The following is a 25,384-nucleotide window of genomic DNA, read 5'->3' as shown; positions in this document are numbered from 1 at the left end:
AACAATTGCCGATTTAATCGCCACTCTCCTGCTACATATTTTTGCTCAACGCAAAAAGATGCGAGAATACGGGGAATTGTTCGTTGAAAGACAGGATAGAAATGACGAAGTTGCCTAAATTCTCCGTGGCCTTACTGCACCCGCGCTATTGGTTAACCTGGTTGGGTATAGGCGCGCTTTGGTTGGTCGTGCAACTCCCCTACCCGGTCATCTATAAATTGGGTTGCGCATTGGGCCACCTGGCGCGACGCGTAATGAAACGCCGCGCAAAAATCGCCTATCGCAACCTTGAATTATGCTTTCCGGAAATGACCGCGCAGGAACGCCACACTATGGTGGTCAAAAACTTTGAATCCGTCGGTATGGGCGTGATGGAAACCGGCATGGCCTGGTTCTGGCCCGATCGGCGAGTGAACCGCTGGATGGAAGCGAGCGGTCTGGAGCATATCCGTGAAGTTAAGGCGCAGGGGCTGGGGTTCATTCTGGTAGGAATACATTTTCTTACCCTTGAGTTTGGCGCCCGCATGTTTGGTATGCATAACCCGGGGATCGGAGTTTATCGCCCGAATGATAATCCGTTGCTCGACTGGTTACAGACCTGGGGACGCTTACGCTCCAATAAATCGATGTTGGATCGCAAAGATCTGAAAGGCATGGTTAAGGCATTGAAAAGCGGCGAATTGATCTGGTATGCGCCGGATCACGATTACGGCCCGCGCGCCAGCGTCTTTGTACCGTTATTCGCCGTCGACCAGGCCGCTACGACCTCCGGTACCTGGATGCTCGCGCGCATGTCTAAAGCCTGTATTATCCCCTTCGTGCCTCGCCGTAAACCCGATGGGAAAGGCTACGAACTGATCATTCTTCCTGCGGAATATTCGCCTCCGCTGGAGAGCGCAGAAGCGACTGCCGCATGGATGAATAAGATTGTTGAGCAGTGCATTATGATGGCGCCAGAGCAGTATATGTGGCTGCATCGCCGCTTTAAAACTCGCCCTGAAGGCGTACCGTCGCGCTATTGACAGGATTGCAGCCGTCAGGCTGCAATTTTTCCCCTCTTTTAGCTTTAAAAGCTCCCCACATTGCGAGGCTGGTAAGGTCGGCGCATAATTATAATTAGTACGCTCATAATTAAATTGATGATAGCGCAAACCGCGCATCATACTGTGGAACGCTATGTCACCCTCTGATGTCCCCATAAACTGGAAACGCAATCTAACCGTTACCTGGCTGGGCTGTTTTTTAACCGGCGCAGCATTCAGTCTGGTCATGCCTTTTCTCCCTCTCTACGTTGAGCAACTCGGCGTAACAGGCCATAGCGCGCTCAACATGTGGTCCGGGCTGGTCTTTAGTATTACGTTCCTCTTTTCAGCTATCGCTTCCCCTTTTTGGGGCGGTCTGGCGGATCGTAAAGGGCGTAAGATCATGCTGTTGCGTTCCGCTCTCGGCATGGCCATTGTGATGCTGTTAATTGGCATGGCGCAAAATATCTGGCAATTTCTGATCCTCCGCGCGTTATTAGGCCTGCTGGGCGGATTTATTCCCAACGCCAATGCGCTCATCGCCACTCAGGTGCCGCGCCACAAAAGCGGCTGGGCGTTAGGGACGCTCTCTACTGGCGGCGTCAGCGGCGCTCTGCTTGGCCCACTTGCGGGCGGTCTGCTCGCCGACCATTACGGCCTTCGTCCGGTCTTTTTTATTACCGCCAGCGTTTTGTTTATCTGTTTTCTGCTCACCTTCTTTTTCATTCACGAGAATTTCCTGCCGGTGAGCAAAAAAGAGATGCTTCACGTTCGGGAAGTGGTCGCCTCGTTAAAAAATCCCCGCCTGGTGTTAAGCCTGTTTGTCACCACGCTGATTATTCAGGTGGCGACGGGGTCTATTGCGCCCATCCTGACGCTCTATGTGCGCGAACTCGCGGGAAATGTCAGTAATATTGCGTTCATTAGCGGGATGATAGCGTCCGTTCCCGGCGTGGCGGCATTACTTAGCGCCCCCCGGCTCGGCAAGCTTGGCGACAGAATTGGCCCGGAAAAGATCCTTATCGTCGCGCTGATTATTTCCGTACTGCTGCTGATTCCAATGTCTTTTGTGCAAACGCCGTGGCAGCTCGCGCTATTGCGGTTTCTGCTTGGCGCGGCGGATGGCGCGCTGCTGCCAGCCGTTCAAACTCTGCTGGTTTACAACTCTACCAACCAGATAGCCGGGCGCATATTCAGTTACAACCAATCTTTCCGCGATATCGGCAACGTCACCGGCCCTCTCATGGGTGCCGCAATTTCCGCGAGCTATGGCTTCCGCGCCGTATTCTGCGTCACGGCAGGCGTGGTGTTGTTCAATGCTATCTATTCATGGAACAGCTTACGACGGCGCAGACTGGCAATAGAATAATTTTTGCGCTTTCATACTTGCAATATTACAGAATCAGCTATTCTTTCCCTAAATACCTCATCAAATCAAAGGGAGACACTGATGACCATGTATGCCACGCTGGAAGAAGCTATCGATGCAGCCCGGGAAGAATTTCTGGCTGACCATCCAGGCCTCGAATAAGATGAAGCGAATGTGCAGCAGTTCAACGTTCAGAAATATGTACTGCAGGATGGGGACATCATGTGGCAGGTCGAATTTTTCGCCGATGAAGGTGAAGATGGCGAATGTCTGCCGATGCTGAGTGGTGAAGCCGCGCAGAGCGTGTTTGACGGCGATTATGATGAGATAGAGATCCGCCAGGAATGGCAGGAAGAGAATACTTTGCATGAATGGGATGAAGGGGAATTCCAGCTTGAACCCCCGCTTGATACCGAGGAAGGCCGTACTGCGGCAGACGAATGGGATGAGCGTTAATTACTCATAAGGCCCGTGGTGAATATCGAGCGGCAGTAGCAGTGTATCGAAGATCAGTGAGAAGGGCAGATCGAGGATAGTGATATAGCGCCATGCGGAATCACGCATATCCCACTGCACGCCAGGGTAATACTGGTTGCCGTGTCCTTGTCCGGGGATCGTTCTGCTGATAATACTGCCGCAGCCGCTCAGGGTAATCACCATTATGCTTACCGCGAATATACGCACCTGATACCTCATTTCACTATAAAAATACCGGCATCACGCCGGTATTTTTCACCTCACTCCAGACCTGAAGACCTTATCTCGCTGACGATGTTCGTCCCTGCAACGCCTGCGGATTCAGGACGAGAGACTGATAATGGTTTACCCAGGAAGAGTATCTCTCTGGCGCATTCCAGACCCGATAGTGTAAACGCGCCATTGTCACCGGATCGCTGAGCAAAACCAGACGCCGATCGCGGTTCAGTTTCTCCGGCGTTTCGTTTAGCGCCTGCTCCACATGACGATCGCGGGCTATTTCCAGCACCTTACTGGCGCGGTGACGCGCAGTGGCCATCGCGGTCGCCAGCGCATTAAGCGACGGGTTAAATACCGCATGCATAAAGCCATCGTCCAGAATACGGCGGCGATTCATCTCCAGATATTTATCGGTATCGACCAACACCTGAGGCGGCGAATACTCTTCCGGGATCAGGAACAGCTTCCAGCGTTTGGTGCGTAATCCTACCGTTGAACGACTGGAGATCACCGAAACAAATGGCGACAGAATCAGCGAAAAGACAATCGGCGCCAGCCAGAACAGAAAGCGGAAATCCAGCCACGCCATACCCACCGCCCAGACCAGCCCCAGCAGCAGTTGAGAGCCGTGACGCATAAAGGCTTCTCCCCACGGCGTAGAATCATCGTCGCGTTGCGGTGAGTTCCAGACCACTTCCCAGCCGAGGAACGCGCTGACCACAAACACGGTATGAAACAGCATACGCACCGGCGCCAGCAACACGGAGAACAGCACTTCCAGCAACAGCGACAACGTAACGCGCCAGAAACCGCCATACTCTTTGGTGCCTTTACACCAGATCAGCATAATACTGAGCAGCTTCGGCAGGAACAGCAGCACCATCGTTGATGCAAACAGCGCGATTGCCAGTTCCGGACGCCACTGCGGCCAGACCGGAAAAAGCTGGCGCGGCTGAAGGAAATATTGCGGCTCTGTTAACGCATGAACGACCTGCAGCGCGGTAGAAAGCGCGAGGAACATAAACCATAACGGCGCGGACAGATATGACATTACCCCCGTCAGGAACACGGCGCGATGCACCGGGTGCATTCCTTTCACCAGGAACAGACGAAAGTTCATCAGGTTGCCGTGACACCAGCGGCGGTCGCGTTTAAGCTCATCCAGCAGGTTTGGCGGCAGCTCTTCATAGGAGCCGGGGAGATCGTAGGCAATCCAGACGCCCCACCCTGCCCGACGCATTAGCGCCGCCTCCACAAAGTCGTGGGAAAGAATCGATCCGGCGAACGAACCTTCTCCCGGCAGCGGCGCCAGAGCGCAGTGCTCGATAAACGGCTTCACGCGGATAATGGCATTGTGCCCCCAGTAGTGCGACTCCCCCAACTGCCAGAAGTGCAGCCCGGCGGTAAACAGCGGCCCATAGACGCGGGTCGCGAACTGTTGGCAGCGGGCATACAGAGTATCCATCCCCGACGCTTTCGGCGAAGACTGGATAATCCCGGCGTTTGGATTCGCTTCCATCAGGCGCACCAAGCCGCTCAGACACTCGCCGCTCATCACTGAGTCCGCGTCCAGCACCACCATATAGCTGTACTGATTGCCCCAGCGGCGGCAAAAATCGTCAATATTGCCGCTTTTGCGTTTCATACGGCGGCGGCGGCGACGGTAAAAAATTTGGCCTTCGCCCTGCACTTCCGCGATAAGCTCCATCCACGCCTTTTGCTCCGCCACGCAGATATCCGGGTTATAACTGTCGCTAAGGATATAGACGTCGAAATGCGCGGCGTTGCCTGTGGCTTTAACGGACTCCCAGGTCGCGCGCAGACCGGCGAAAACGCGACTAACGTCTTCATTACAGATAGGCATGATCAGCGCCGTCCGGTGTTCCGGATTGAGGGGCTCATCGCCAACCGTAGACGCGGAGATGCTGTACTTATCGCGCCCGATAAGCAGTTGCAGGAAGCCCATCAGCGCCGTCCAGAATCCGGCTGACACCCAGCAGAACAGCACGGCAAACAGAATCAGGATACCGGTTTGCAGCATGTAGGGCAGGAGCTGCATAAAAGAGACCCAAATATCCTGCCCCACCATATCCATAGGATTGATGAGCGCCCATCCCTGATAAGGCAGAATGGTCTTCATATACCAGGTCGCGACGACGGTTTGCGCCAGAGTCAAAATTAACAAAATATAGCGGCGTATAGTGCCGACGGTACGCCATTTTTGCTCGCTCGCCGGCTCTTCTTTTGTCAGACGAGAAACATAGCGCGGCGTTACATCCCGCCCACGCAGACGATCCCAGAAACGGCCAACCGGGTTGGTTCGCCAGGGATCGGGAAACATCGAAGAGCGCGTCGCTTTTGGCATAGCCTGCAACTGATCGCGCCCTTCATCATCTTTAATTAACTGCCCCTTCGCCAATGAATCCGGCCAGGCGTGTTCAAGGCGGGCTTTTACGGAACCCTGCGGTGAATCGTCTTCTCGCGAGTAAGTCCGATGCTCGGCATCCAGCGCCTGATGCACGGCGCGGATGTCAGTTTTCGGCAATGCCGCTTTCTCACGTTCAGAAAGCAGCAGTGCGTCAATATACTCAGTTGTTTTATTCATTGGCAGGTAACTGGTAGCTCCAGGTTTCACTTAGCGTCTGATCGGCATTCACCAATGCGGCACGCATTTCCGTGGTTTTCTTCGCGTCTTTGACTTTCACGCGCAGCATTAAACGCCAGCCTTTAGTGACTGGGTTATAGCGTACATTACTGTCAACGATTTCACCGTTATCGCCAATGCTGGTTTGCGCAGCGACAGGCGTATCCGGCGGCAGTTTTTTCATGTCGGCGCCAACGAAATCCACCACAAAGGCAATAGTGCCGTCGGGCTGGCGAATCAGATTCGACTGTTTAACGTCGCCCGTTGAGCGGCGTGTTTGCAGCACCCAGGCATTATCCGGCGCATGAAGTTTATCTTCATCGCGGCTGAAGGTCAGAGTGTACTTGAAGTTCATCTCTTTACCCGGTTCCGGCAGTTGATCCGGAGTCCAGTAAGCGACGATGTTATCGTTGGTTTCATCATTGGTCGGAATTTCAACCAGTTCAACCTTACCTTTGCCCCAGTCGCCTTTCGGGGTAATCCAGGCGCTTGGACGCAGGTCGTAGCGATCGTCTAAATCTTCAAAGCGCGAGAACTCGCGACCACGCTGCAACAGGCCGAATCCCTGAGGGTTTTCCATTGCATAGCTGCTCACAGCGAGGTGTTTTGGATTGTTCAGCGGACGCCAAATCCACTCGCCATTACCCGCATGAATGGATAAGCCGTTCGAGTCATGCAGTTCCGGACGATAGTTGGTCGTCGGCGACGGCTGGTTTGGCCCAAACAGGAACATACTGGTTAATGGCGCAACGCCCAGCTTGCCCACTTTATCGCGCAGATAGACTTTTGACTGCACGTCCACCACGGTATCGCGGCCAGGAATGATCACAAAACGGTAAGCGCCGGTCGCGCGCGGAGAATCCAGTAATGCATAGACGGTCAAACGCTTATCGGTGGGTTTTGGACGCTCAATCCAGAACTCGCGAAAGCGGGGAAACTCTTCACCAGATGGTAAGGCGGTATCAATCGCCAGGCCGCGCGCAGATAAGCCATATACCTGGCCTGCGCCGATAACGCGGAAATAGCTGGCGCCAAGCATACTGACGATTTCGTCGTTCTTATCTTTACTGTTGATGGGGTACAGAACTTTGAACCCGGCGAAGCCTAAATCTTTTACCGTGTCTTTATCGTGCTGAACATTGCCAAAATTGAAGTAATCCGGGCTGTATTTGATTCTTTTGACCGTCGTCGCCGTCACTTCGTTAATCTTGACCGGCGTATCGAAGTACATCCCCTGATGGTAAAATTCGAGCTTAAAAGGGGTCTTTAAGTTGTTCCAGTAGGCTTTATCGCTGTTAAACTGGATCTGCTGATAATCCGCATATTTCATGTCGCGGAAAACGGAGGGCAAGTTGCTTTTAGGCGCCTCATAGCCTTTCCCGGCTAAAGATTGAGCTTGTTTTGCCACGTCATCAATACTGAACGCCCAGCTCGATGATGCGTAGAGCGTTAACATAATAGCTGCGCCCAACCAACGCATTTTCATCATTTGTCGTTTATGTTTCATAATAAGTAAGCACTTCCCCCTTTGTGTGCTTATATCGATCCGATCCATTTTAATGGATAATCAGGCATTACGACAACTGAATCCAGGCTTTGTTCAGCGCGCTGGCTCATGGATTAAGCACCTCCCGCGCCTGTTTTCACTTTGCGTGCTTATCCTGGAGACAGGTTGTCGGAGTTGGTGTAGGGTTGCTACCGAATGTAACTATAATTCGCCTTATGGATAAGGTGAAAAATCTGAGAATACGTGACCTTATATGAGCTCTGTACCCGCGCCGCGTGAATATTTTCTTGACTCTATCCGCGCATGGCTGATGTTGTTAGGGATTCCCTTTCATATCTCGTTGATCTATTCCACTCACAGTTGGCATGTCAATAGCGCCACGCCATCGTGGTGGCTAACTCTGTTTAACGATTTTATCCACGCTTTTCGTATGCAGGTGTTTTTTGTTATTTCTGGTTATTTTTCGTACATGTTGTTTTTACGTTATCCGTTAAAACGCTGGTGGAAAGTACGGGTAGAACGTGTGGGTATTCCCATGCTTACCGCAATCCCTTTGCTTACCTTGCCGCAATTTATCCTGTTGCAATATGTCAAAGAGAAAACAGAGAACTGGCCTACACTCTCTGCCTATGAAAAATATAATACGTTAGCGTGGGAACTCATTTCACATCTGTGGTTTTTACTGGTGCTGGTGATATTAACCACTGTCAGCATCGGGATTTTTACCTGGTTCCAAAAAAGGCAGGAAACAAGCAAGCCTCGTCCCGCCGCTATTTCACTGGTCAGGCTTTCGCTTATTTTTTTCCTGCTGGGGATGGCTTACGCCGCTATCAGGCGCATTATTTTCATCGTATATCCAGCAATCCTCAGTGACGGCATGTTCAATTTTATTGTGATGCAAACGCTATTTTATGTGCCGTTTTTTATTCTCGGTGCGTTGGCCTTCATTCACCCCGATCTGAAAGCGCGCTTCACCACGCCCTCACGCGGATGCACTTTAGGCGCTGCCGTTGCTTTTATCGCGTATCTGCTGAATCAACGTTATGGGAGCGGCGACGCCTGGATGTACGAAACCGAATCCGTGATTACGATGGTAATGGGGCTGTGGATGGTGAACGTGGTATTCTCACTGGGGCATCGCTTGTTAAACTTCCAGTCCGCGCGTGTCACCTATTTCGTGAATGCTTCGCTGTTTATCTATCTGGTGCATCATCCCTTAACGCTTTTCTTTGGTGCGTATATTACGCCGCATATCTCCTCCAACCTGATCGGGTTCTTGTGTGGGCTGATATTTGTCATGGGTATTGCGTTAATTCTGTATGAAATTCATTTACGCATCCCGCTCCTGAAATTTCTCTTTTCAGGTAAACCGCCGGTAAAACAAGAAAGCCGCGCCGCGATCGGGTAGTTTTCCGCGCGCGGGTTCACAGCAACCATTCCACAGGTAAAATTGCCGCCAACCGTACCAGAACTCGCTGCCAGAAACGCGTAGCGGGCTCTTTCTTTAACACCTTTTCCTCTTCTTGCTGACGATCGATCCAGTTAATTCGTCCCCAGCGATCCAGCCGCAGTTGCCAGGCCGCATCGCGTTGGCTCTGCGTAAAACGCTTATGAATAAGCGTCGCCAGCGTTTCACTTTCAATGACAAAGCCCATTTCGGTATTTAAAAGCGTTGAACGGGGATCAAAATTAAGCGACCCGATAAACACCTTACTACCATCAATACTGAACGTTTTAGCATGTAAGCTGGAACCTGAGTTCCCGGTGAGTCCGCGATCATGTACGGCGGTTTCATGTTCGCGGGTCGGTTTCAGTTCGTAGAGCTCCACGCCATAGCGCAGTAATTTCTTGCGCCAGCGCGCGTACCCTGCGTGAACGACCGCCACATCGTTGGCCGCCAGAGAGTTAGTTAAGATGGCGATCTTCACGCCTTTCCTGACCAGATTAAGCAACTGCGCCACGCCTGCGCGCGTAGGGACAAAGTAAGCGGAAATAATGTCGATACGCTCCGTCGGCGACCCCATCACGTCAAATAATCGCTGCGGAAGAAGCGAATGGCGCTGCGCCTTCCCCTCGCCTTTAGAAGGGTCATCGCTAAGCAAGCGTGTTTTTGCCCAAATCAGCGGCAACGTTCCGCGATCGAGATCCGCCATAAACTGGCTGGTTTCCAGCTTATGCAGATAACGGCGGGTGATCTCATCGTTATACCAGGATTCGGGAAGTTCGATACGCTGCGTCAGTTCCTGCTCAGAAAGGGATAATACTTGCTGCAATGTCGACACTGAACTACAGCGCCAGTAACGTTCAAAATCATTGGCGACATCATTGACCACCGGGCCAATGGCCATCACGTCCAGATCGGAAAATAGCGGCTCCTCGCCAGCGCCGAAATAGGCATCGCCGATGTTGCGCCCACCGACCAGCGTCACTACGCCGTCGGCAGTGTAACTTTTATTGTGCATCCGCCGATTCAGCCGCGCAAAATCCGTCAAATATCCCAGCGCGCGTAGCGTACGAAAAGAGAAAGGATTAAACAGACGAACTTCGATATTAGGATGGCTATCCAGCAAGCGCAACGTATCATCCAGACCAGGCGTATTGTTATCATCCAGCAGCAGACGAACATGAACGCCGCGCTTCGCCGCCGACAGCAGTACCGAAAAGAGCAGTCGCCCGGACATATCGTCTTCCCAAATATAATACTGCACATCCAGCGTCCGCGCCGCCATTTCGGTCAGGCGGTAGCGGGCGGCAAAAGCGTCCAGACTGTTATCCAGCGCGAGAATGCCGCACTCTCCGGGATGGCGCGCGCATAGCGGTTCAACGGCACGCTCCAGGCGTGTTTTATCAGGCAGGGTCGTCGCCTTGCTGAGTAAGTAATCTTGCGTAAAGCCGGGCAGTTTCTTCATCATAACAGACAAAGTATACCTGTTCAGGCAGAGCGTAACGGGTAATAAAATCTGAAACCGTCCTGACGGCGACTTCAGCGGCCTGGGCGCGTGGATAGCCATAAACGCCGGTACTGATTGCCGGAAAAGCGATGGAACGAAAGTGATTCGCCTCGGCAAGCAGCAAACAATTCCGGTATGCCTCTTCGAGTAGCTCAGCTTCCTGGTGTTCGCCGCCTCGCCAGACGGGCCCCACTGTGTGAATAACCGCCTTTGCCGAAAGCTTGCCAGCAGGCGTGATAACCGCATGTCCCGTCTGACATTCGCCCTGTTGCTGACGGATGAGTTTACAGGCGTCCAGCAATGCCGGCCCCGCCGCGCGATGAATCGCGCCGTCTACGCCACCGCCGCCCATTAATGATGCGTTAGCGGCATTCACAATCGCATCGACGCTAAGTTGAGTGATATCACCCTGTATGACCTGAAGACGTGATGTCATAACCCCCCCCTTTTGTCTCACCTTATCTGCAAAGTGTACAGCAGGGCTTTCAACAGAGTCGCTCTTTTTATATCTATGACACCGCCGTTAACGGTACTCAATATTCATCACCGCCAGGCTTTTTTGCGCATCGAGATAATGCAGCCTCACCGTCGCAATGGACTGAATATCCTGCGGTAATCCAGATGCCTGCCGAAGGTCAATCCGGTGCATTTGCTTTTTACCTTCGCGCAGGCAGGTTAAATCAATATTTTCGGCATGAGTAGAAATATCGCACAGTGGCTCAACAATCGCGCCGCGAAAATGGATAACGCCGCCCTGTACCGTTTGTTGCCCTACCGCAGAATGGATAAAAAAAGCGCAGATACACAGGCCTATGCCAGGGATATTTTTCTTGATTACGGACATGTTAACTCCTCAATGATCAGTCATCCTCGAGGGTTCGGCGTTACCTTATAGCGACATGCCGAGACGATGAGACGCTTTTATCGCCTCTTTATACCCAGGTCAGCCAATCCATTTCCGCCACCATCAAAAACTACTGTGCAGAAGGCGGCCATTGTTGTGATAAATGCAGTGATTGTCCGTCCGAAACAGTAACAATAATTTTAACCGAGTCCTCTGAAGATATATTTACACTAAGACGAGACAACTCAATCGGTTGATTAGCAGGTAAAGATAGCGTTTGTTTTTGCTGTGTATGGCTTTGTCCCCCGACGCCGTCGCGCACAGAGAGAATTTGCACCTGACAGACGCAGGGTTCGTTTAATGTGACCTGAGGGATCACCGTGTAAATATCGCCTTGCTGAGTCGTGGTAAACGTAATCTGATTTGAAAGTGCGGCAAGGAGCAATAAAGTATGCATAATTTCCTCCCGAAAAAAAACAGGGCTTATGCCCTGTTTTTTTATTAGCGCAGACGCTAAATTAATACTGGTTAGCCGTGGCGTTGTTGCCAAAACCAACCTGACGCACCATTACGCTGGAATCAGATGCGGTCTGATTAACCAGCGCGGCGTTATTACCGCCGTATTGGCCGACAGTAATATCGGAGTTTTTAGCGTTCCACTGGTCGATGGTGGCATTATTTCTGAAACCATTCTGAGTCAGTTCAATAGTACTATTATCCGCACCCTGGCCTACATCGGCGCCGTTACCATAACCGCTCTGGGTAATGGTCGTTTCAGATTTACGGGCATCGCTTTGCAGAGCAAGCGCAGCGTTAGCGGAACCGTACTGATAAATGCTCAACGTTGAGTCCGGGCCGGAACTATTGCCGCCGCCGTTATGATTACCGCCGCCGCCCCATTGTGGAACGACGCCAGCCAGAGCACTGCCAGAAACTACGATTGCTGCGAATGCTGCCACTTTTAAAAGTTTCATGGTAAAACCCCCATCGGATTGATTTAAAAGTCGTAACGGTATTAGCGTTGGGTGACGCGAATAGCCATATGCGACTGTTTCTGCACTACAACTGCTGTTTTCTGCGTACCGTACTGGGTAATATTGGCCTTATTTCCAGAACCTTTCTGGATAATAGCCACACTATTACCGTAAGCGCTTTGCGATATACTGGCATCGTTGGCATTGCCCGTTTGCTCAATATACGCAAAGTTATAATTCCCTGCCTGGTCGACTTTCGCCCGATTATTTCCTCCTTCTTGTGAAATAACGGACAATAGTTTTGATCCTTCCTGGCGTACTCTGGCACTATTATCCGTGCCGACTTGACCAATAATGGCCGCCTGATTAAATGAAGACTTGCTTAATTCATTTACCGCAAAATTATATTCTGAACGAGCCAGATCATAATTTGTCGCGGTTGCAATCCCAGGCGCACCCAGTATTGTCAACATCATAAATAACAATTTGTTTTTCATGCTGTCACCCTGGACCTGGTCGTACATAGCGAAAATTATCTATTACCTTGTTAGCGACATGCGTTTTTTGTTAACGCGTCGTTACGATGAAGAGTATGTCCGTGGAAAAATTTTTAATAACTCACCCACGCGTGGTATTTTGTTATTTAAGCTCATACCAAAGTGCTAATAAAACGATAGCCATGTGATTTTTTATAATTGATTTTTGGCCATAGAAGATAGTGTATCGCGAACCCAAAAAATGAAGTGTTGGTGTGTGTTATGCCGCCATGGGGATGTTCTTATGCTTCCTATGGGGGGCAATACGCACAAGACGTGACACACTTCGTTTTTTTTGTCTTTGTGCTGTCCAGGTTAATGCCTCGTCTCAAATTTTAAGAAAAAATAAAATCAAAACATGACACACAATAATTAAAATGATTAAAAATCAATGAATTATTATAATTTGTATGATTTTTTAAATCTATGCAATAACAGCGAAATGTACAACTTTACTATCAAATCTAAACTTCAAAAAAACCCAAAAACAACATTTTAATATATATTTTTACATCTTGTTACAAGTTTAACACTTGCTTTAAGATTTGTAATGGCTAGATTGAAAACAGTTAAAAGTATTTTCGTAAATATTTTTCTCTTTCTGGATAATGGGCTATTTCAACCCACAGCAGTGCAACATCTGTCAGTACTTCTGGTGCCTTTATTTTATGGGGGCAGCTGTCAGATGTGCGATTAAAAAAAGTGGAGTTTCATCATGTTTAATGAAGTCCATAGTAGTCATGGTCACACACTATTGTTGATCACAAAGCCATCTCTGCAAGCTACGGCATTATTGCAACATTTAAAGCAATCGCTGGCCATAACCGGAAAACTGCATAATATTCAACGTTCTCTGGAAGATATCTCAGCCGGTTGCATTGTTTTAATGGATATGATGGAAGCGGATAAGAAGCTTATCCACTATTGGCAGGATAATTTAAGCCGCAAAAACAATAATATAAAAACATTATTGTTAAATATCCCTGACGATTATCCCTACCGTGAAATTGAAAACTGGCCTCATATTAACGGCGTGTTTTACGCCACTGAAGACCAGGAACACGTGGTCAGCGGATTACAGGGTATTCTGCGTGGCGAATGCTATTTTTCACAAAAATTAGCCAGTTACCTGATTACGCACTCAGGAAATTACCGCTACAACAGCACCGAGTCCGCATTACTCACTCATCGCGAAAAAGAGATCCTCAATAAGTTACGTATTGGTGCCTCTAATAATGAAATCGCGAGGTCGCTATTTATCAGCGAGAATACGGTTAAGACACATCTTTATAATCTTTTCAAAAAGATAGCTGTCAAAAATCGCACCCAGGCAGTTTCATGGGCAAACGATAATCTCAGGCGGTAAGGCCATGAAACGCTATCTGACCTGGATTGTAGCAGCAGAGTTACTGTTCGCTACCGGAAACCTGCATGCCAATGAAGTTGAAGTCGAGGTTCCCGGATTGTTAACCGACCATACCGTCTCTTCGATAGGACATGAATTCTATCGTGCATTCAGCGACAAATGGGAAAGCGAATACACCGGCAATCTGACCATTAATGAAAGACCCAGTGCGCGTTGGGGAAGCTGGATCACCATAACGGTAAATCAGGACGTTATTTTCCAGACCTTTTTATTTCCAATGAAAAGAGACTTCGAGAAAACCGTCGTCTTCGCATTAGCGCAAACAGAGGAAGCATTAAATCGCCGACAAATAGATCAAACGCTATTAAGTACGAGTGATTTAGCGCGTGATGAATTCTAAAACATGATTTTTATCCGGAGGCTGTCATGCGTGTTAAACATGCAGTAGTGCTGCTCATGCTTTTTTCGCCATTAACCTGGGCTGGAAATATGACGTTCCAGTTCCGTAATCCTAACTTTGGTGGAAACCCCAATAACGGTTCCTTTTTATTGAATAGCGCCCAGGCGCAAAATTCATATAAAGACCCCGCTTATGATAACGATTTTGGTATCGAAACCCCCTCAGCGTTGGATAACTTTACGCAGGCTATTCAATCGCAAATTCTGGGCGGCTTGTTGACCAATATTAATACCGGGAAACCAGGACGTATGGTGACCAACGATTTTATTATCGATATCGCTAATCGCGACGGACAGCTCCAGCTCAACGTCACGGACAGAAAAACGGGAAGAACCTCGACCATCGAAGTGTCAGGTTTACAAACTCAGTCAACCGATTTTTAAGCTACAGTCACTAAAGGATATAAATCATGCCGCGCTTACTTATTTTGGTTGCCGTTTTATTGTTGAGCGGATGCTTAACTGCCCCGCCGAAACAAGCTGCGAAACCGACATTAATGCCCCGCGCACAAAGTTACAAAGATTTGACGCACTTACCTGCTCCCACCGGTAAGATCTTTGTTTCGGTATATAACATTCAGGATGAAACGGGCCAATTTAAACCTTACCCGGCAAGTAACTTTTCTACGGCTGTGCCGCAGAGCGCCACCGCTATGTTGGTCACTGCGCTGAAAGATTCGCGCTGGTTTATCCCGCTGGAACGACAAGGCTTACAGAATCTTTTGAATGAACGGAAAATTATTCGCGCAGCCCAGGAAAACGGCACCGTGGCGATGAATAACCGTATCCCGCTTCAGTCGCTGACGGCGGCAAATATTATGGTGGAAGGTTCTATTATTGGTTATGAAAGTAACGTCAAATCCGGCGGGGTCGGCGCAAGATATTTCGGTATTGGCGCCGATACGCAGTATCAGCTGGATCAGATTGCTGTCAACCTGCGCGTGGTTAACGTCAGTACAGGCGAGATCCTTTCTTCGGTGAACACCAGTAAAACAATCCTTTCCTATGAAGTACAGGCAGGCGTGTTCCGTTTTATTGATTACCAGCGCTTACTGGAAGGCGAAATCGGCTATACCTCGAACGAACCGGTGATGCTGTGTCTGATGTCAGCCATTGAAACCGGCGTTATCTTCCTCATTAATGATGGTATCGATCGCGGACTGTGGGATTTGCAGAATAAAGCGGACAGGCAAAATGATATTCTGGTGAAATACCGTGAGCTGTCAGTACCGCCAGAATCCTGATGAATACGACAAAGCGTGGGGAAGAACCCCACGCTTTTTTATTTTGTGACCGCCGTATTCGCTGAATGTTGCTCGCGGCGTGATGCCAGCCATAGCCCACTATTTTTCATGGCATAGCCAAAGATTAGCCCCAGCGCCAGCGACGGTAATACCAACCGCCAGTCACCCTGCCCTGCAAATGTCGCGCAGGCGCCGATAAATGTTCCCGGAACAAAAGAAAGCAATAGCTGCTTTGCCTGGATACACATCAGGAATGCCACGATCCCCGTCAACACGTAACTGACAATTTCCAGATGCGGCGCCAACGCGCTACCGTGAATAATGACCAGCGCCCACACCATACCGCTTAACAGCGTACAGACGGAAATTAACAATCCCTTAAAGCCGCCCTGCGGACAGGCGAAATAAGCCGTACAACCTAAAAAACCGGCCCAGCTTAGTAACCCCAGGGAGACGGCCACCCATCCCCATATTCCAGAAAGGATGCCCGTCGTGATAGCAATAGAAAGAAGTATGTTCATGGCGCGCATCATAACAGAAAAGCGGCGCATTAATGAGAACACGCACACATTTTATGCAATGATGTAAAACCAGTTGCAGTTAAGGGTGGTTTACATCACATTATTCTTCATCTTCTTCCTGAAGTTCATCCCACATGGCCCCTATCGCATCACGCGTTAGCGGCGCCAGAGTGCGCCAGAATGGCGTAACGGCATGGGCTTCAACTTTACCGAGGAAGGTATTGCACCAGGGAAGCAGATAATCGGCAAATAAGGTTTCCAGCGCTTCACTTTCATCTTCGGCAGACTGATCTTCCAGCCAGGAGGCCGCGAGCAATAAAGTGCCAATGTGATCGGCAGGCGTATCGGCCAGCGGCATCCCTCGCGACGTTAAAAAAGCGCGCACCTCAGACTCTTCCGCGCCTTCGACCCACGCACTGCGGTATGGCGCTACCGCGCACTCTTCCCCAACAAATAACGCATTGTAATCAGTGGAAATCTGCGTGATATCGCAGCTTTTCTGTAAACGCGCCAGCATGTCATCCTGCTCCAGCGGCCAGTTTGCCGCCAGTTTACCTTCACGGATTAACGTAAACAGCGGAACCAGTAAAGGATCTTGCGGTTGGCGGTAAAACAACGATCCCAGCACACGGCACAGGATTGAAAACTCATTCATTGATATCTTCCCGTAAATAACGATTAAAGTTCGGCAAATTCCGGTACAGGCGCCATACCGCGTGATTCGAGAAAGGCCAGTAAGCGCTGCGGAGAGACGTTCAGGATTCGATCTTCCGGAAAATTCACCGCATCCAGAATTTTCCGGCATTCGGTGAAATCGCCAAGCGTAAAGGCCGTATGGGAATCAGAGCCTAACGCTACCCAGCCTCCCGCATCGCGTACGGCGGCAGCGACCGCGCGGCAATTATCTTCGCTTCCTTTACGCGAATGCAGAAAAGAAGAGTTGTTTATTTCCAGCGCTACATGGTGTTTCGCCGCCGCCTGCGCGATGGCTTTAACCTCCACTGGATACTTTGGATTTCCGGGGTGACTAATTATATGCACCTTGCCGCTGGCGATGGTCGCGATCATCGCCTGGGTATTGGTTTCTTTATCATGTGGCGCAAAAACGGGCTCATGGAAGCCTGCGATAATCAGATCCAGCGAGTCGAACATCTTTCCGGAACAATCAATTTCACCGTTAATGTTCTTGATATTCGCCTCAATGCCACGCAGTATCCCCACGCCGTCAACCAGACGCGGCCAGATGCGCATGTTAATAAAATGCCAGTGATGCGGCGCATCTTCCATGTCCGGACCATGATCGGTAATCGCAAAAAGTTTAATGCCTTTGCGTTTGGCTTCCGCGATATAATCGCTCAGAGTACTGTAGGCATGAGTGCTGGCGACGGTATGCATATGCAGGTCAACGGGATACATTGCTCTCTCCTGTAGTCATTTCCGACAAGGATAGCAGGTATCGCCAGCGTTTTTTAGCGAAACCCGGCCCGCGCCGGGTTGATGTCAATATCCTCTCGCCCGATCCACCTGCCCCGTCACCGGCTCTCCCTTCTCCAGCTGGGTAATGGTGCGGCTAATATAATCGATGGCTTCCGCTGGACGGGTGACTGCCGCAATGTGCGGCGTCATGGCGACTCGCGGATGGCGCCATAATGGACTTTCCTGCGGTAACGGTTCCTGGCTAAAGACATCCAACATCGCGCCTTTTAGCTTACCGCTATCAAGCGCAGCCAGCAGATCCGCCTCCTGAACATGCACGCCGCGCGCGAGATTCAACACGTAAGCGCCATCCGGCAATTGATCCAACAATTCGCTATTAATAATTCCTACCGTTTGGGCCGTATTCGGCAGCAGATTAATCAGCACCCGCGTCTGGTTCAGGAAAGCGTGCAGCTCTTCACGCCCAACATAACTTTCCACGCCAGGCCAGGATTTGCGGCTACGACTCCAGCAACGTAACGGGAACCCCCACGCCTGTAGACTTTCTGCCACTTTTGCGCCCAGTACCCCTGCGCCCATGATACCGACGCTAAACTCTTCGCGGGTATATTCCGGCAACGGTTTCCATAGCGCCTGATTTTTCAGCGCCTGATAATCATCGAAACGACGGAACCAGTGTAATACCTGACTTACGGCATATTCCTGCATTTGCAGGCCCATTCCGGTATCTTCCAGACGGAATAGAGGAATGGAGGCGTCCAGCATTTCCGGATGCGCATTTAATTTACTCAGAATTGCATCCACCCCCGCGCCCAGCGCAAAGACGGCTTTTAAGCGTCTTCCGGCCAGCATTTCAACCGGGGGCTGCCATACAAGCGCATAGTCTGCGGGGTTGTTATCACCGACCTTCCATTCACGAACGCGCGCATGTGGGAGAGCCTTCTCCAGCGCATTTACCCACCAGGCGGCGTTAAATGTCGGGTGATAAAAAATTATCTCCATGTTATCTCCTGAGCAGTATTGTGCGGAATGTGATTGCGCCTGTTATCAGCGTTTTCAACGGGATGTGCAGCATAGTAAATTTCCCGGCGCGGGCAAAAAAAGCAGTTTTCGCTTATTAAAACCACAGATTGGTGGAAGTTTGTATAAACGCGCTTTTTTTTAAAAAAGTTGATTGACGTAGAAAAGATATTTCCCTACATTAGCGCCCGTTCCAGTAATGCTGGAGCGACAATTTGGTGAGGTGTCCGAGTGGCTGAAGGAGCACGCCTGGAAAGTGTGTATACGGCAACGTATCGGGGGTTCGAATCCCCCCCTCACCGCCATATCTAAGTTGAGAGCCTGTACAGAAGTACGGGCTTTTTGCTTATATGTATCCCCCAAACCAAGGGGGGATGAGAACCACCGACCGGGGTTCGACAACTGGCGCAGCCAGTTGGACAGACGACGAGCTTGCGAGGAGACTGCCCGAAGGGCGAGCGCAGCGAGTCAATCCCCCCCTCACCGCCATATTTGATACAAAATCAATCGATTACAACGTAATATTGGTTTTGTCCTGCATAAAATACTGCATAAAGAAGCTCGTGTAAACGGACTTTTTTTGCATATTAACCTCTTGTTTTTGCTGTGATTTTCCTGATGAAAGGTTTATTTTTGGACCTTTGGCTGCTATGGGAAAGTTGCTGTAGATTGTGAAAAAACAGCCCCATTCCCCTACCTGAAACGCTTTAGAAAAGTTTGCATAAGTATCTCTCGGTAGTAAAAAGCACCGAGTTCCTCTGCCTGATGCTGCTGTTGCTTTATTAGAAGGCTTACCGCGTTTGAAAGATAACAATCAAGTATCCCCTGCCCCTCGCGCTTGACCTTCCCCCTGTAAACAGTATCAGTCTAAACTGAAGTTTCCAGTCTTTCTTCCATCTCACAGAGAGGCGCATTGTCATGAAAAAGACCCGTTATACCGAAGAACAGATTGCATTTGCCCTGAAACAGGCTGAAACCGGCACCCGCGTCGGGGAAGTCTGCAGAAAGATGGGAATTTCTGAGGCCACATTTTACATCTATGGACTACCTCCGTTTTGCAAGTACTGAATCTGGTTTTGGCTTGTTGCTTACATCTATCCGGCATCAGGAAAATCTGTGCCCAAATGGGTAGCCTCAACAACTGGACGGCCTCTGAGGCCAGTATAAAAATCAGGTTCCGATTGTGCAGGTGCAACCTGTCATCATTTCTCAGTACGCTGCAACTTTTGCTGGCAAGGGATTAATTACACACTACCTGATACCCGGTATCATTTCTCAGCATCGACCAGATTATTCTCGCGTTTTTGTTAGCGACCGCCACGGTCGTTTTATTAAATCCGCGCCGTTCCTTTAACTGGTTAACCCACTGATTCATATGACCATCATTGTTATTCGTGGCAACCCTGACGACAGCGCGGGCACCATGAATAAAAAGTGTCCGCAGATGCTTGTCGCCTTTTTTCGTCATATTCATCAGCACCTGCCTGTCGCCACTCGAATGCTGGCGTGGAACCAGACCCAGCCATGCAGCAAAGTGGCGACCATTCTTAAATTCAGTTCCTTTGCCAATAGCAGCAACAACGGCCGTGGCCGTTTTAGGACCAATGCCTTTAACTTTGGCGATACGCGGACAGGCTTCTGATTGCCTGAATACTGTTTCAATTTCCTTATCAAAAAAATGGATCCGACGCCCGAGATCGTTAAAGAGATCATAGAGTTCGGCAATTGTTCTGCGCATACGGGAACTTAGACCGTTTTCTGCATCTTCAAGGATAAGAGGAATAGCACGGCGAGCTCTGGAGACAGCACTGCCAATGGGGATCCCCCGGTCAAGTAACAGCCCCCTTATTTGACAGACTGTAGCAGTGCGGTGATTGACAATACGCTGCCTTGCCCGGTGTAAAGCCTGGATATCCTGCTGTTCGGGGCTTTTTGGCGGCACGAACTGCATTGTCGGTTGCATCAGAGCCACTGCGATGGCCTGTGCATCATTACCATCATTTTTTTGCCCGCGGACAAAGGGTCTTACATACTGAGGACTGATGACCTTTACTTTGTGCCCCAGTTTCTCAAACTCACGCTGCCAGTAAAATGCCCCGGTGGACGCTTCGATCCCAATCAGACATGCAGGAATATTTGCCAGCGTCTGGAGCAATTCTTTTCGGCCAGTGCGTTTCGTATAAACCGGTTTGCCGGCCTGGTTTAACCCGCAGAGCTGAAAAACATTTTTAGCCAGATCAATACCCAGAAATACGATATTCATGGTGATTCTCCTGGTGAGCACATTTCGTACAGTTAACCGCAGCGGGAGGAAGTAGTCCATCCCATTAACTGGAAGAAAAAATTTGCCGGGCCGGGCGTGACGGAACTGCGGCGTCTGCGGCAACTGGAGGATGAGAATCAGCGGCTGAAGAAGCTGGTGGCTGACCTGAGTCTGGACAAGGAGATGCTGCAGGAGGTACTGAACTGACCAGAACACCATGATAAACACTGACAACAAATTAAAAGCGTAGTATTTTTGATTTGCGGCAACAAAATTAATAAGAGTCATGGTAGCTAAAAAAACTCTTTTTCTTTTCCTGTACAAATAAGATAAAAATCGCTTCATCCACCACCGCAAGAATATGTATATTATCTGTTATTACTATTTCGATAACACAATATCAAATTAAATATATCTCTATTACCTATCCATTAGTGTAATTTTCTTAAACTGAAAATTTATCATTTACAGCCCAAACCCTTACGCATTTTTTCTTTTAATGGCTCGGCTACTTCTGGACGTAATTTTGAGTATAAATTTTGTAGATTTTCACAGCCAGCAGGTTGGCCTGATGATAAAGACTCTATTTTTGTCAGGATATTCCACAAAATATAAATTGCAAATGCGATTAGCATTATACTTAAAAAACAAATACGGATACCCCGAGCATTAAACAACGCTGGGACATTTGATGCTTCTTGTTTAACGGATGGCACATAATTTACGACTGGAGCAGTAACCTCAGGAATAACAAGTTGTTTTCCATACGGAACAAAGTATTCAGAAATATGCTCTGGGCTATAATGCTGTTCAACACGTTTCCACTCATCTGACGGAATGAGTAAGAACGATAATGTATCACTAAAAGTGCTGTTCTGATATACCCGCAAACTATATCCACTATTAGCCAATATATGCTCAATGCGCACCAGTTCTGTATCAAAACCATCACTTCCCATTGGGTAGTGATGAAACACATACTGCGTATCAACCAAATTTATCGTTGCTGTTTCAATCTCACTGTCATAATCGAATTTGACCGTGACAGGCTTCCCTCCCTGATTATCTGAAAGTGCCTCAAGCAGGCTAAAAGTCCCCTCTTTCCAGTCAATATTAATTCCGTAGATACTCATAAACAGCGCCTGGTAGTCCTCTAATGCAGACTCAGACAGACACGGTTCTTTATGTTTCTCCAAAAAAAACTTACGCCTTAAAGAGGCTTGTTCATCATCATTGGCAGCAAAAAAATCAGAAAACTCATCCTGTTCTGGTAATTGCATCGTGGTTCCATCCAATATTTTATTAATCAAAAATCGATCCCAGAAGCTAATTTTCCCTGCTGTCTATGATAGAATAGAATATGTGATCTCAAAGCGTCAAGATGACAAGACCAAACGAGCACGCATCCATTCAATAAATGAATAAACCCTGTTAATACAAATAGTTTTAAAAATGATTTATCTGGACAACTGAAATTATCTTTATACTGATAGCAGTACAGCCATTTCTGTAAGTTTAAATGACAGATAAAAACACGGACAAATCGTTTTACGTTATTTCCAATATTTTCAATGTCTGCCCTCTGTTTTTTTACGTAATCCCTATGTTGTCGCGACGGGAACAATAATAGCGAATTCGCGTATGACGTTTTAGGGGCATTCATAAAAGAGTTTTTTGAAAACATGAAGGGAGATGAACGGAAAAAGGTTCGTTAAGGCTGGATGCGATCACGTTCGCTTACGGCGAACGTAACCCTTTTTACCTGGCTGCATTTTTCTTCTTCTTTTCGTCCTCAACATGCTTATCAACAGGTGAGTCTTTTAAGCGATTGTTTTGCATGATGTCATCTTCAAGCGATTTTAGATAGCTTGCATCAGTCAGCAAGGCTATTGCCAGCGTTTTCGCATAAAATTGCGCGTGGCTTCGTGTCGTAGGATTTACCGCGTAGGTTCTGGCAAGCTCATGTCCAAGGGAGGCGGTATCACCACTGAAAAAGATTTCGCCTCTTTTCCTCCATCCTCCAGCAATCCATTTCCTTTAAGATACCCTCACAGGATCCGTGTGAAGCAACGGCAGTTAAACTGTTTTGTCACCAGAGATGTGAGATGGGCGTTGCAAAAGAGTGTGAGCTTGTGAGCTAAAGAAGATAAAAGTGGATGCCCGACGCGCAGCAAAATGGTAAAAAACAGCATCAGTAGTAAGAAAAATCGAGCGAGTGAAAGAAATTTTAATGCAGGGATTTATGTATGACGAAATCAAAAACGCTTTGTCAGTGATTGATTTTGTTGAATGATTGGCGGAGAGAGGGGGATTTGAACCCCCGGTAGAGTTGCCCCTACTCCGGTTTTCGAGACCGGTCCGTTCAGCCGCTCCGGCATCTCTCCGTATATTGCAATGATGCCAGGTAATTTGGCATTTTAACAGACCCTATTCGGGTAATTTTGTTCAAGTGACGAGTTTACGAGCAAAACGATGATTAAGTGGCCCTGGAAAGCACAAGAAATAACCCAGAACGAAGACTGGCCGTGGGATGATGCGCTGGCTATACCTCTTCTGGTAAACCTCACCGCGCAAGAACAGGCTCGGCTTATTGCGCTAGCCGAACGTTTTTTGCAGCAGAAAAGACTGGTAGCGCTACAGGGATTTGAGCTCGACTCGTTAAAAAGTGCACGTATTGCGTTAATTTTTTGCTTACCGATCCTGGAGCTCGGTATTGAGTGGCTTGATGGTTTTCATGAAGTGCTCATTTATCCCGCGCCCTTTGTGGTAGATGATGAATGGGAAGATGACATAGGTCTGGTGCATAGCCAGCGTGTCGTACAGTCGGGGCAAAGCTGGCAACAAGGGCCCATCATTCTGAACTGGCTGGATATCCAGGACTCGTTCGATGCTTCGGGTTTCAACCTCATTATTCATGAAGTCGCGCACAAACTGGATATGCGTAATGGCGATCGCGCCAGCGGCATCCCTTTCATCCCGTTACGCGATGTGGCTGGCTGGGAACACGATCTCCACGCGGCAATGAATAATATTCAGGATGAAATCGATCTTGTTGGCGAAAGCGCTGCCAGTATAGATGCCTATGCCGCCACCGACCCTGCAGAATGTTTTGCCGTGTTGTCAGAGTATTTTTTCAGCGCGCCAGAACTGTTTGCTCCACGTTTCCCGGCACTATGGCAGCGTTTTTGCCAGTTCTATCGCCAGGATCCTTCTCAGCGCTTACGGGTAAGCGCTGCCGAAGGCGACTACGGCGAGGAATCCGAACATTAATTCCTCACTTTGTGGGTTAATTAACCAATTGAATTGGCGCGTTAATTTTACTGTTGACACGTTATAGCCGGCCCAGTATTATGCGCCTCGTTGAAACAATTCCTCTGTAGTTCAGTCGGTAGAGCGGCGGACTGTTAATCCGTATGTCACTGGTTCGAGTCCAGTCAGAGGAGCCAAATTTAGGGAAGCAGACGTTCAGTGACGTCTGCTTTCTGCATTTATATCAACTGGTTATGCCCTTCTTCAGGTTCACCCTCGTTCACTAAAAACCACTCGAAGCCATACCCTTTTGCTGGTAAAGCTGGTTCGATTTGCGTTTTACCAGCACGCGGGGGGAACCGTCATGTCACTGACTGATACTAAAGTAAAAAATGCCAGACCAGCGGAAAAGGCCGTCAAGCTCACTGACGGGTTTGGCCTCTATCGATTCAAAATACTGGCAGACAGGCTATCGCTTCAATGGCAAACAGAAGGTGTTTTCTATTGGGGTTTACCTTGCGGTTTCTCTTACTGATGCCAGACAACGCCGTGACGAGGTCAAAAGGCTGCTGGCTCAGGGGATTGACCCGAACGCAAAAAACAGGCTGATGAAAAAATCCTTCAGGAAAAGCGCGATAAAACCCGCTCGTCCCGTGTCGTCGCCAAAAGCTGATGCGCCATAATTCTGCCTATGATATTGACGGAAATCTTTTCGCCTGCACCAGAAATTTATCTGCCATTTCCGCTACCGGCGTCAGACTGCCTGTATCAACCATTTTTACAAAATATTTCACGTCTAAAGTTCATTCTGCCCCCTGCCCTTAATCTCTACGGCGTTATGTCTCAGAATTATTTGCCAAGTGCCTGCCAGTTTTTCACGTTTCATCAGACGCCGGCACATAGCCATTGCGGTAAGGTCACAGCATTTGACTTGTGCAATTACAGACAAAGTTGCGCCATGCCGGGGCAAAGTAGAAATTAGATCAAAACTTCAACGCTTTGTTGTTTTTGTCAGCAAACAAACGCGCAACCTTATTTCCCCCTTTGACAAGCCGATCGCACATCGTTACTATGCGCCCCGTTCACACGATTCCTCTGTAGTTCAGTCGGTAGAACGGCGGACTGTTAATCCGTATGTCACTGGTTCGAGTCCAGTCAGAGGAGCCAAATTAAGGAAAGCAGACGTTCACTGACGTCTGCTTTCTGCATTTATATCAACTGGTTATTCCCTTCTTCAGGTTCACTCTCGTTCACTAAAAACCACTCGAAGCCATACCCTTTT

At 48.9% G+C, this 25,384-nt stretch carries 23 protein-coding genes, 4 tRNA genes, 1 other RNA gene and 6 pseudogenes; 17 read left to right on the top strand and 17 right to left on the bottom strand.

Features of this window, described 5'->3' with window-relative positions; translation table 11 throughout:
• The first annotated feature begins 101 nt into the window (after nucleotides 1–101).
• The 3 genes and pseudogenes from ACQ29O_RS08830 (at nucleotide 102) to ACQ29O_RS08820 (ending at nucleotide 2,847) form a co-directional block, all read left to right on the top strand.
• Nucleotides 102–1,022 (top strand): Kdo(2)-lipid IV(A) acyltransferase, encoded by a 921-nt coding sequence (locus ACQ29O_RS08830; protein ID WP_000163977.1) that lies wholly within the window; start codon nucleotides 102–104, stop codon nucleotides 1,020–1,022.
• A 154-nt stretch (nucleotides 1,023–1,176) separates the two neighbouring features.
• Nucleotides 1,177–2,391: a multidrug efflux MFS transporter MdtG gene (gene mdtG, locus ACQ29O_RS08825; protein ID WP_000075041.1), complete on the top strand. Its 1,215-nt coding sequence runs from the start codon at nucleotides 1,177–1,179 to the stop codon at nucleotides 2,389–2,391.
• Between the two features lie 81 nt (nucleotides 2,392–2,472).
• Nucleotides 2,473–2,847: pseudogene (locus ACQ29O_RS08820) on the top strand (MysB family protein).
• Here ACQ29O_RS08820 and ACQ29O_RS08815 read toward each other — a convergent pair.
• From ACQ29O_RS08815 to mdoG, 3 genes are all read right to left on the bottom strand, one after another.
• Nucleotides 2,848–3,075 carry a YceK/YidQ family lipoprotein gene (locus ACQ29O_RS08815; protein WP_001217832.1) on the bottom strand — a complete coding sequence of 76 codons (228 nt, stop codon included), beginning with the start codon at nucleotides 3,073–3,075 and terminating at the stop codon, nucleotides 2,848–2,850.
• 73 nt (nucleotides 3,076–3,148) lie between these two features.
• Nucleotides 3,149–5,692 carry a glucans biosynthesis glucosyltransferase MdoH gene (mdoH, locus tag ACQ29O_RS08810; protein ID WP_045161535.1) on the bottom strand — a complete coding sequence of 848 codons (2,544 nt, stop codon included), beginning with the start codon at nucleotides 5,690–5,692 and terminating at the stop codon, nucleotides 3,149–3,151.
• Complete coding sequence (gene mdoG, locus ACQ29O_RS08805; protein WP_001562609.1) at nucleotides 5,685–7,220, bottom strand: glucans biosynthesis protein MdoG; 1,536 nt, start codon at nucleotides 7,218–7,220, stop codon at nucleotides 5,685–5,687. The genes mdoH and mdoG overlap by 8 nt, the downstream gene beginning before the upstream one ends.
• A 271-nt stretch (nucleotides 7,221–7,491) precedes the next feature.
• Between mdoG and mdoC the strand changes: the two genes are divergently transcribed.
• Entirely contained in the window at nucleotides 7,492–8,646 is a 1,155-nt protein-coding gene (gene mdoC / locus ACQ29O_RS08800) for a glucans biosynthesis protein MdoC (protein WP_000100071.1), read from the top strand.
• Between the two features lie 16 nt (nucleotides 8,647–8,662).
• Here the strand turns inward: mdoC and ACQ29O_RS08795 are convergent, their stop codons facing one another.
• The 6 genes from ACQ29O_RS08795 to csgB all read right to left on the bottom strand — a co-directional run bounded on the left by ACQ29O_RS08795 (nucleotide 8,663) and on the right by csgB (nucleotide 12,504).
• Nucleotides 8,663–10,150: a phospholipase D family protein gene (locus ACQ29O_RS08795; RefSeq protein ID WP_000976323.1), complete on the bottom strand. Its 1,488-nt coding sequence runs from the start codon at nucleotides 10,148–10,150 to the stop codon at nucleotides 8,663–8,665.
• Nucleotides 10,086–10,625, bottom strand: coding sequence for an O-acetyl-ADP-ribose deacetylase (ymdB, locus tag ACQ29O_RS08790; RefSeq protein ID WP_000203944.1), 540 nt, complete (start codon nucleotides 10,623–10,625; stop codon nucleotides 10,086–10,088). The genes ACQ29O_RS08795 and ymdB overlap by 65 nt, the downstream gene beginning before the upstream one ends.
• Before the next feature lie 87 nt (nucleotides 10,626–10,712).
• Entirely contained in the window at nucleotides 10,713–11,033 is a 321-nt protein-coding gene (locus ACQ29O_RS08785; protein ID WP_000111257.1) for a type 1 fimbrial protein, read from the bottom strand.
• Nucleotides 11,034–11,163: 130 nt separating this feature from the next.
• Complete coding sequence (gene csgC, locus ACQ29O_RS08780) at nucleotides 11,164–11,490, bottom strand: curli assembly chaperone CsgC (protein ID WP_000557256.1); 327 nt, start codon at nucleotides 11,488–11,490, stop codon at nucleotides 11,164–11,166.
• A gap of 61 nt (nucleotides 11,491–11,551) precedes the next feature.
• Complete coding sequence (gene csgA, locus ACQ29O_RS08775) at nucleotides 11,552–12,007, bottom strand: curli major subunit CsgA (RefSeq protein WP_000771416.1); 456 nt, start codon at nucleotides 12,005–12,007, stop codon at nucleotides 11,552–11,554.
• Between the two features lie 41 nt (nucleotides 12,008–12,048).
• Nucleotides 12,049–12,504, bottom strand: coding sequence for a curli minor subunit CsgB (gene csgB, locus ACQ29O_RS08770; RefSeq protein ID WP_000791658.1), 456 nt, complete (start codon nucleotides 12,502–12,504; stop codon nucleotides 12,049–12,051).
• A gap of 754 nt (nucleotides 12,505–13,258) precedes the next feature.
• On the opposite strand from csgB, the gene csgD reads away from it, so the two are divergent.
• From csgD to csgG, 4 genes are read left to right on the top strand one after another with little or no spacing between them, the layout of a single operon-like run.
• A complete protein-coding gene (gene csgD / locus ACQ29O_RS08765) occupies nucleotides 13,259–13,909 on the top strand; it encodes a biofilm master transcriptional regulator CsgD (protein WP_000481515.1) in 651 nt (216 codons plus the stop codon).
• A 4-nt stretch (nucleotides 13,910–13,913) separates the two neighbouring features.
• Nucleotides 13,914–14,309, top strand: a complete 396-nt coding sequence (gene csgE, locus ACQ29O_RS08760) for a curli production assembly/transport protein CsgE (protein ID WP_000833307.1) — start codon at nucleotides 13,914–13,916, stop codon at nucleotides 14,307–14,309.
• A 26-nt stretch (nucleotides 14,310–14,335) separates the two neighbouring features.
• Entirely contained in the window at nucleotides 14,336–14,752 is a 417-nt protein-coding gene (gene csgF, locus ACQ29O_RS08755; RefSeq protein WP_001264073.1) for a curli production assembly/transport protein CsgF, read from the top strand.
• Nucleotides 14,753–14,778: 26 nt separating this feature from the next.
• Nucleotides 14,779–15,612, top strand: a complete 834-nt coding sequence (gene csgG, locus ACQ29O_RS08750; RefSeq protein WP_001137620.1) for a curli production assembly/transport protein CsgG — start codon at nucleotides 14,779–14,781, stop codon at nucleotides 15,610–15,612.
• Between the two features lie 38 nt (nucleotides 15,613–15,650).
• Here csgG and ACQ29O_RS08745 read toward each other — a convergent pair whose 3' ends face one another.
• The 4 genes from ACQ29O_RS08745 to ghrA form a co-directional block, all read right to left on the bottom strand.
• On the bottom strand, nucleotides 15,651–16,133 hold the full coding sequence (locus tag ACQ29O_RS08745) for a DUF1097 domain-containing protein (RefSeq protein ID WP_001675581.1): 483 nt from the start codon (nucleotides 16,131–16,133) through the stop codon (nucleotides 15,651–15,653).
• A gap of 100 nt (nucleotides 16,134–16,233) precedes the next feature.
• Nucleotides 16,234–16,788 (bottom strand): TorD/DmsD family molecular chaperone, encoded by a 555-nt coding sequence (locus ACQ29O_RS08740; protein ID WP_001001883.1) that lies wholly within the window; start codon nucleotides 16,786–16,788, stop codon nucleotides 16,234–16,236.
• Nucleotides 16,789–16,811: 23 nt separating this feature from the next.
• A complete protein-coding gene (locus ACQ29O_RS08735; RefSeq protein ID WP_000283643.1) occupies nucleotides 16,812–17,549 on the bottom strand; it encodes a phosphatase in 738 nt (245 codons plus the stop codon).
• A gap of 84 nt (nucleotides 17,550–17,633) precedes the next feature.
• Nucleotides 17,634–18,572 (bottom strand): glyoxylate/hydroxypyruvate reductase GhrA, encoded by a 939-nt coding sequence (ghrA, locus tag ACQ29O_RS08730; protein ID WP_000402551.1) that lies wholly within the window; start codon nucleotides 18,570–18,572, stop codon nucleotides 17,634–17,636.
• A gap of 235 nt (nucleotides 18,573–18,807) precedes the next feature.
• Between ghrA and ACQ29O_RS08725 the strand changes: the two genes are divergently transcribed.
• The 4 genes and pseudogenes from ACQ29O_RS08725 to ACQ29O_RS08710 form a co-directional block, all read left to right on the top strand.
• A tRNA-Ser gene (locus tag ACQ29O_RS08725) sits at nucleotides 18,808–18,895 on the top strand.
• Nucleotides 18,896–18,943: 48 nt separating this feature from the next.
• Nucleotides 18,944–19,079: non-coding RNA, RtT sRNA (locus ACQ29O_RS08720), on the top strand.
• 248 nt (nucleotides 19,080–19,327) lie between these two features.
• Nucleotides 19,328–19,426 (top strand): annotated as a pseudogene (locus ACQ29O_RS08715) (tyrosine-type recombinase/integrase); the annotation flags it as partial.
• Between the two features lie 82 nt (nucleotides 19,427–19,508).
• Nucleotides 19,509–19,625, top strand: a pseudogene (locus ACQ29O_RS08710) (transposase); the annotation flags it as partial.
• Nucleotides 19,626–19,830: 205 nt separating this feature from the next.
• On the opposite strand, the gene ACQ29O_RS08705 reads toward ACQ29O_RS08710, so the two are convergent.
• Nucleotides 19,831–20,853 (bottom strand): IS110-like element ISSaen1 family transposase, encoded by a 1,023-nt coding sequence (locus ACQ29O_RS08705; protein WP_001028172.1) that lies wholly within the window; start codon nucleotides 20,851–20,853, stop codon nucleotides 19,831–19,833.
• 69 nt (nucleotides 20,854–20,922) lie between these two features.
• Here ACQ29O_RS08705 and ACQ29O_RS08700 point away from each other — a divergent pair.
• Nucleotides 20,923–21,054: pseudogene (locus tag ACQ29O_RS08700) on the top strand (transposase); the annotation flags it as partial.
• Nucleotides 21,055–21,314: 260 nt separating this feature from the next.
• On the opposite strand, the gene ACQ29O_RS08695 reads toward ACQ29O_RS08700, so the two are convergent.
• From ACQ29O_RS08695 to ACQ29O_RS08685, 3 genes and pseudogenes are all read right to left on the bottom strand, one after another.
• Nucleotides 21,315–22,133, bottom strand: a complete 819-nt coding sequence (locus ACQ29O_RS08695) for a hypothetical protein (RefSeq protein ID WP_001176779.1) — start codon at nucleotides 22,131–22,133, stop codon at nucleotides 21,315–21,317.
• 613 nt (nucleotides 22,134–22,746) lie between these two features.
• Nucleotides 22,747–22,857: pseudogene (locus ACQ29O_RS08690) on the bottom strand (DUF6387 family protein); the annotation flags it as partial.
• A gap of 290 nt (nucleotides 22,858–23,147) precedes the next feature.
• Nucleotides 23,148–23,237 (bottom strand) — tRNA-Ser (locus tag ACQ29O_RS08685).
• Nucleotides 23,238–23,325: 88 nt separating this feature from the next.
• On the opposite strand from ACQ29O_RS08685, the gene mtfA reads away from it, so the two are divergent.
• From mtfA to ACQ29O_RS08665, 4 genes and pseudogenes are all read left to right on the top strand, one after another.
• A complete protein-coding gene (gene mtfA / locus ACQ29O_RS08680; RefSeq protein ID WP_000598920.1) occupies nucleotides 23,326–24,123 on the top strand; it encodes a DgsA anti-repressor MtfA in 798 nt (265 codons plus the stop codon).
• A gap of 100 nt (nucleotides 24,124–24,223) precedes the next feature.
• Nucleotides 24,224–24,299 (top strand) — tRNA-Asn (locus tag ACQ29O_RS08675).
• 167 nt (nucleotides 24,300–24,466) lie between these two features.
• A pseudogene (locus tag ACQ29O_RS08670) lies at nucleotides 24,467–24,772 on the top strand (Arm DNA-binding domain-containing protein); the annotation flags it as partial.
• A 421-nt stretch (nucleotides 24,773–25,193) separates the two neighbouring features.
• Nucleotides 25,194–25,269 (top strand) — tRNA-Asn (locus tag ACQ29O_RS08665).
• The last annotated feature ends 115 nt before the right edge of the window (nucleotides 25,270–25,384 follow it).

Source organism: Salmonella sp. GDC200615 (genome assembly GCF_050574145.1).
Taxonomy (GTDB): Bacteria; Pseudomonadota; Gammaproteobacteria; order Enterobacterales; family Enterobacteriaceae; genus Salmonella; species Salmonella enterica.
The sequence above is the reverse complement of the archived record's forward strand: the minus strand, read 5'-3'. Positions and strand labels throughout refer to the sequence as shown.

Coding starts and splice junctions, on each gene's coding strand:
- ACQ29O_RS08830 (WP_000163977.1), top strand. CDS start 102: ATGACGAAGTTGCCTAAATTCTCCGTGGCCTTACTGCACCCGCGCTAT.
- mdtG (WP_000075041.1), top strand. CDS start 1,177: ATGTCACCCTCTGATGTCCCCATAAACTGGAAACGCAATCTAACCGTT.
- mdoH (WP_045161535.1), bottom strand. CDS start 5,692: ATGAATAAAACAACTGAGTATATTGACGCACTGCTGCTTTCTGAACGT.
- mdoG (WP_001562609.1), bottom strand. CDS start 7,220: ATGATGAAAATGCGTTGGTTGGGCGCAGCTATTATGTTAACGCTCTAC.
- mdoC (WP_000100071.1), top strand. CDS start 7,492: ATGAGCTCTGTACCCGCGCCGCGTGAATATTTTCTTGACTCTATCCGC.
- ACQ29O_RS08795 (WP_000976323.1), bottom strand. CDS start 10,150: ATGATGAAGAAACTGCCCGGCTTTACGCAAGATTACTTACTCAGCAAG.
- ymdB (WP_000203944.1), bottom strand. CDS start 10,625: ATGACATCACGTCTTCAGGTCATACAGGGTGATATCACTCAACTTAGC.
- ACQ29O_RS08785 (WP_000111257.1), bottom strand. CDS start 11,033: ATGTCCGTAATCAAGAAAAATATCCCTGGCATAGGCCTGTGTATCTGC.
- csgC (WP_000557256.1), bottom strand. CDS start 11,490: ATGCATACTTTATTGCTCCTTGCCGCACTTTCAAATCAGATTACGTTT.
- csgA (WP_000771416.1), bottom strand. CDS start 12,007: ATGAAACTTTTAAAAGTGGCAGCATTCGCAGCAATCGTAGTTTCTGGC.
- csgB (WP_000791658.1), bottom strand. CDS start 12,504: ATGAAAAACAAATTGTTATTTATGATGTTGACAATACTGGGTGCGCCT.
- csgD (WP_000481515.1), top strand. CDS start 13,259: ATGTTTAATGAAGTCCATAGTAGTCATGGTCACACACTATTGTTGATC.
- csgE (WP_000833307.1), top strand. CDS start 13,914: ATGAAACGCTATCTGACCTGGATTGTAGCAGCAGAGTTACTGTTCGCT.
- csgF (WP_001264073.1), top strand. CDS start 14,336: ATGCGTGTTAAACATGCAGTAGTGCTGCTCATGCTTTTTTCGCCATTA.
- csgG (WP_001137620.1), top strand. CDS start 14,779: ATGCCGCGCTTACTTATTTTGGTTGCCGTTTTATTGTTGAGCGGATGC.
- ACQ29O_RS08745 (WP_001675581.1), bottom strand. CDS start 16,133: ATGAACATACTTCTTTCTATTGCTATCACGACGGGCATCCTTTCTGGA.
- ACQ29O_RS08740 (WP_001001883.1), bottom strand. CDS start 16,788: ATGAATGAGTTTTCAATCCTGTGCCGTGTGCTGGGATCGTTGTTTTAC.
- ACQ29O_RS08735 (WP_000283643.1), bottom strand. CDS start 17,549: ATGTATCCCGTTGACCTGCATATGCATACCGTCGCCAGCACTCATGCC.
- ghrA (WP_000402551.1), bottom strand. CDS start 18,572: ATGGAGATAATTTTTTATCACCCGACATTTAACGCCGCCTGGTGGGTA.
- ACQ29O_RS08705 (WP_001028172.1), bottom strand. CDS start 20,853: ATGAATATCGTATTTCTGGGTATTGATCTGGCTAAAAATGTTTTTCAG.
- ACQ29O_RS08695 (WP_001176779.1), bottom strand. CDS start 22,133: ATGCAATTACCAGAACAGGATGAGTTTTCTGATTTTTTTGCTGCCAAT.
- mtfA (WP_000598920.1), top strand. CDS start 23,326: ATGATTAAGTGGCCCTGGAAAGCACAAGAAATAACCCAGAACGAAGAC.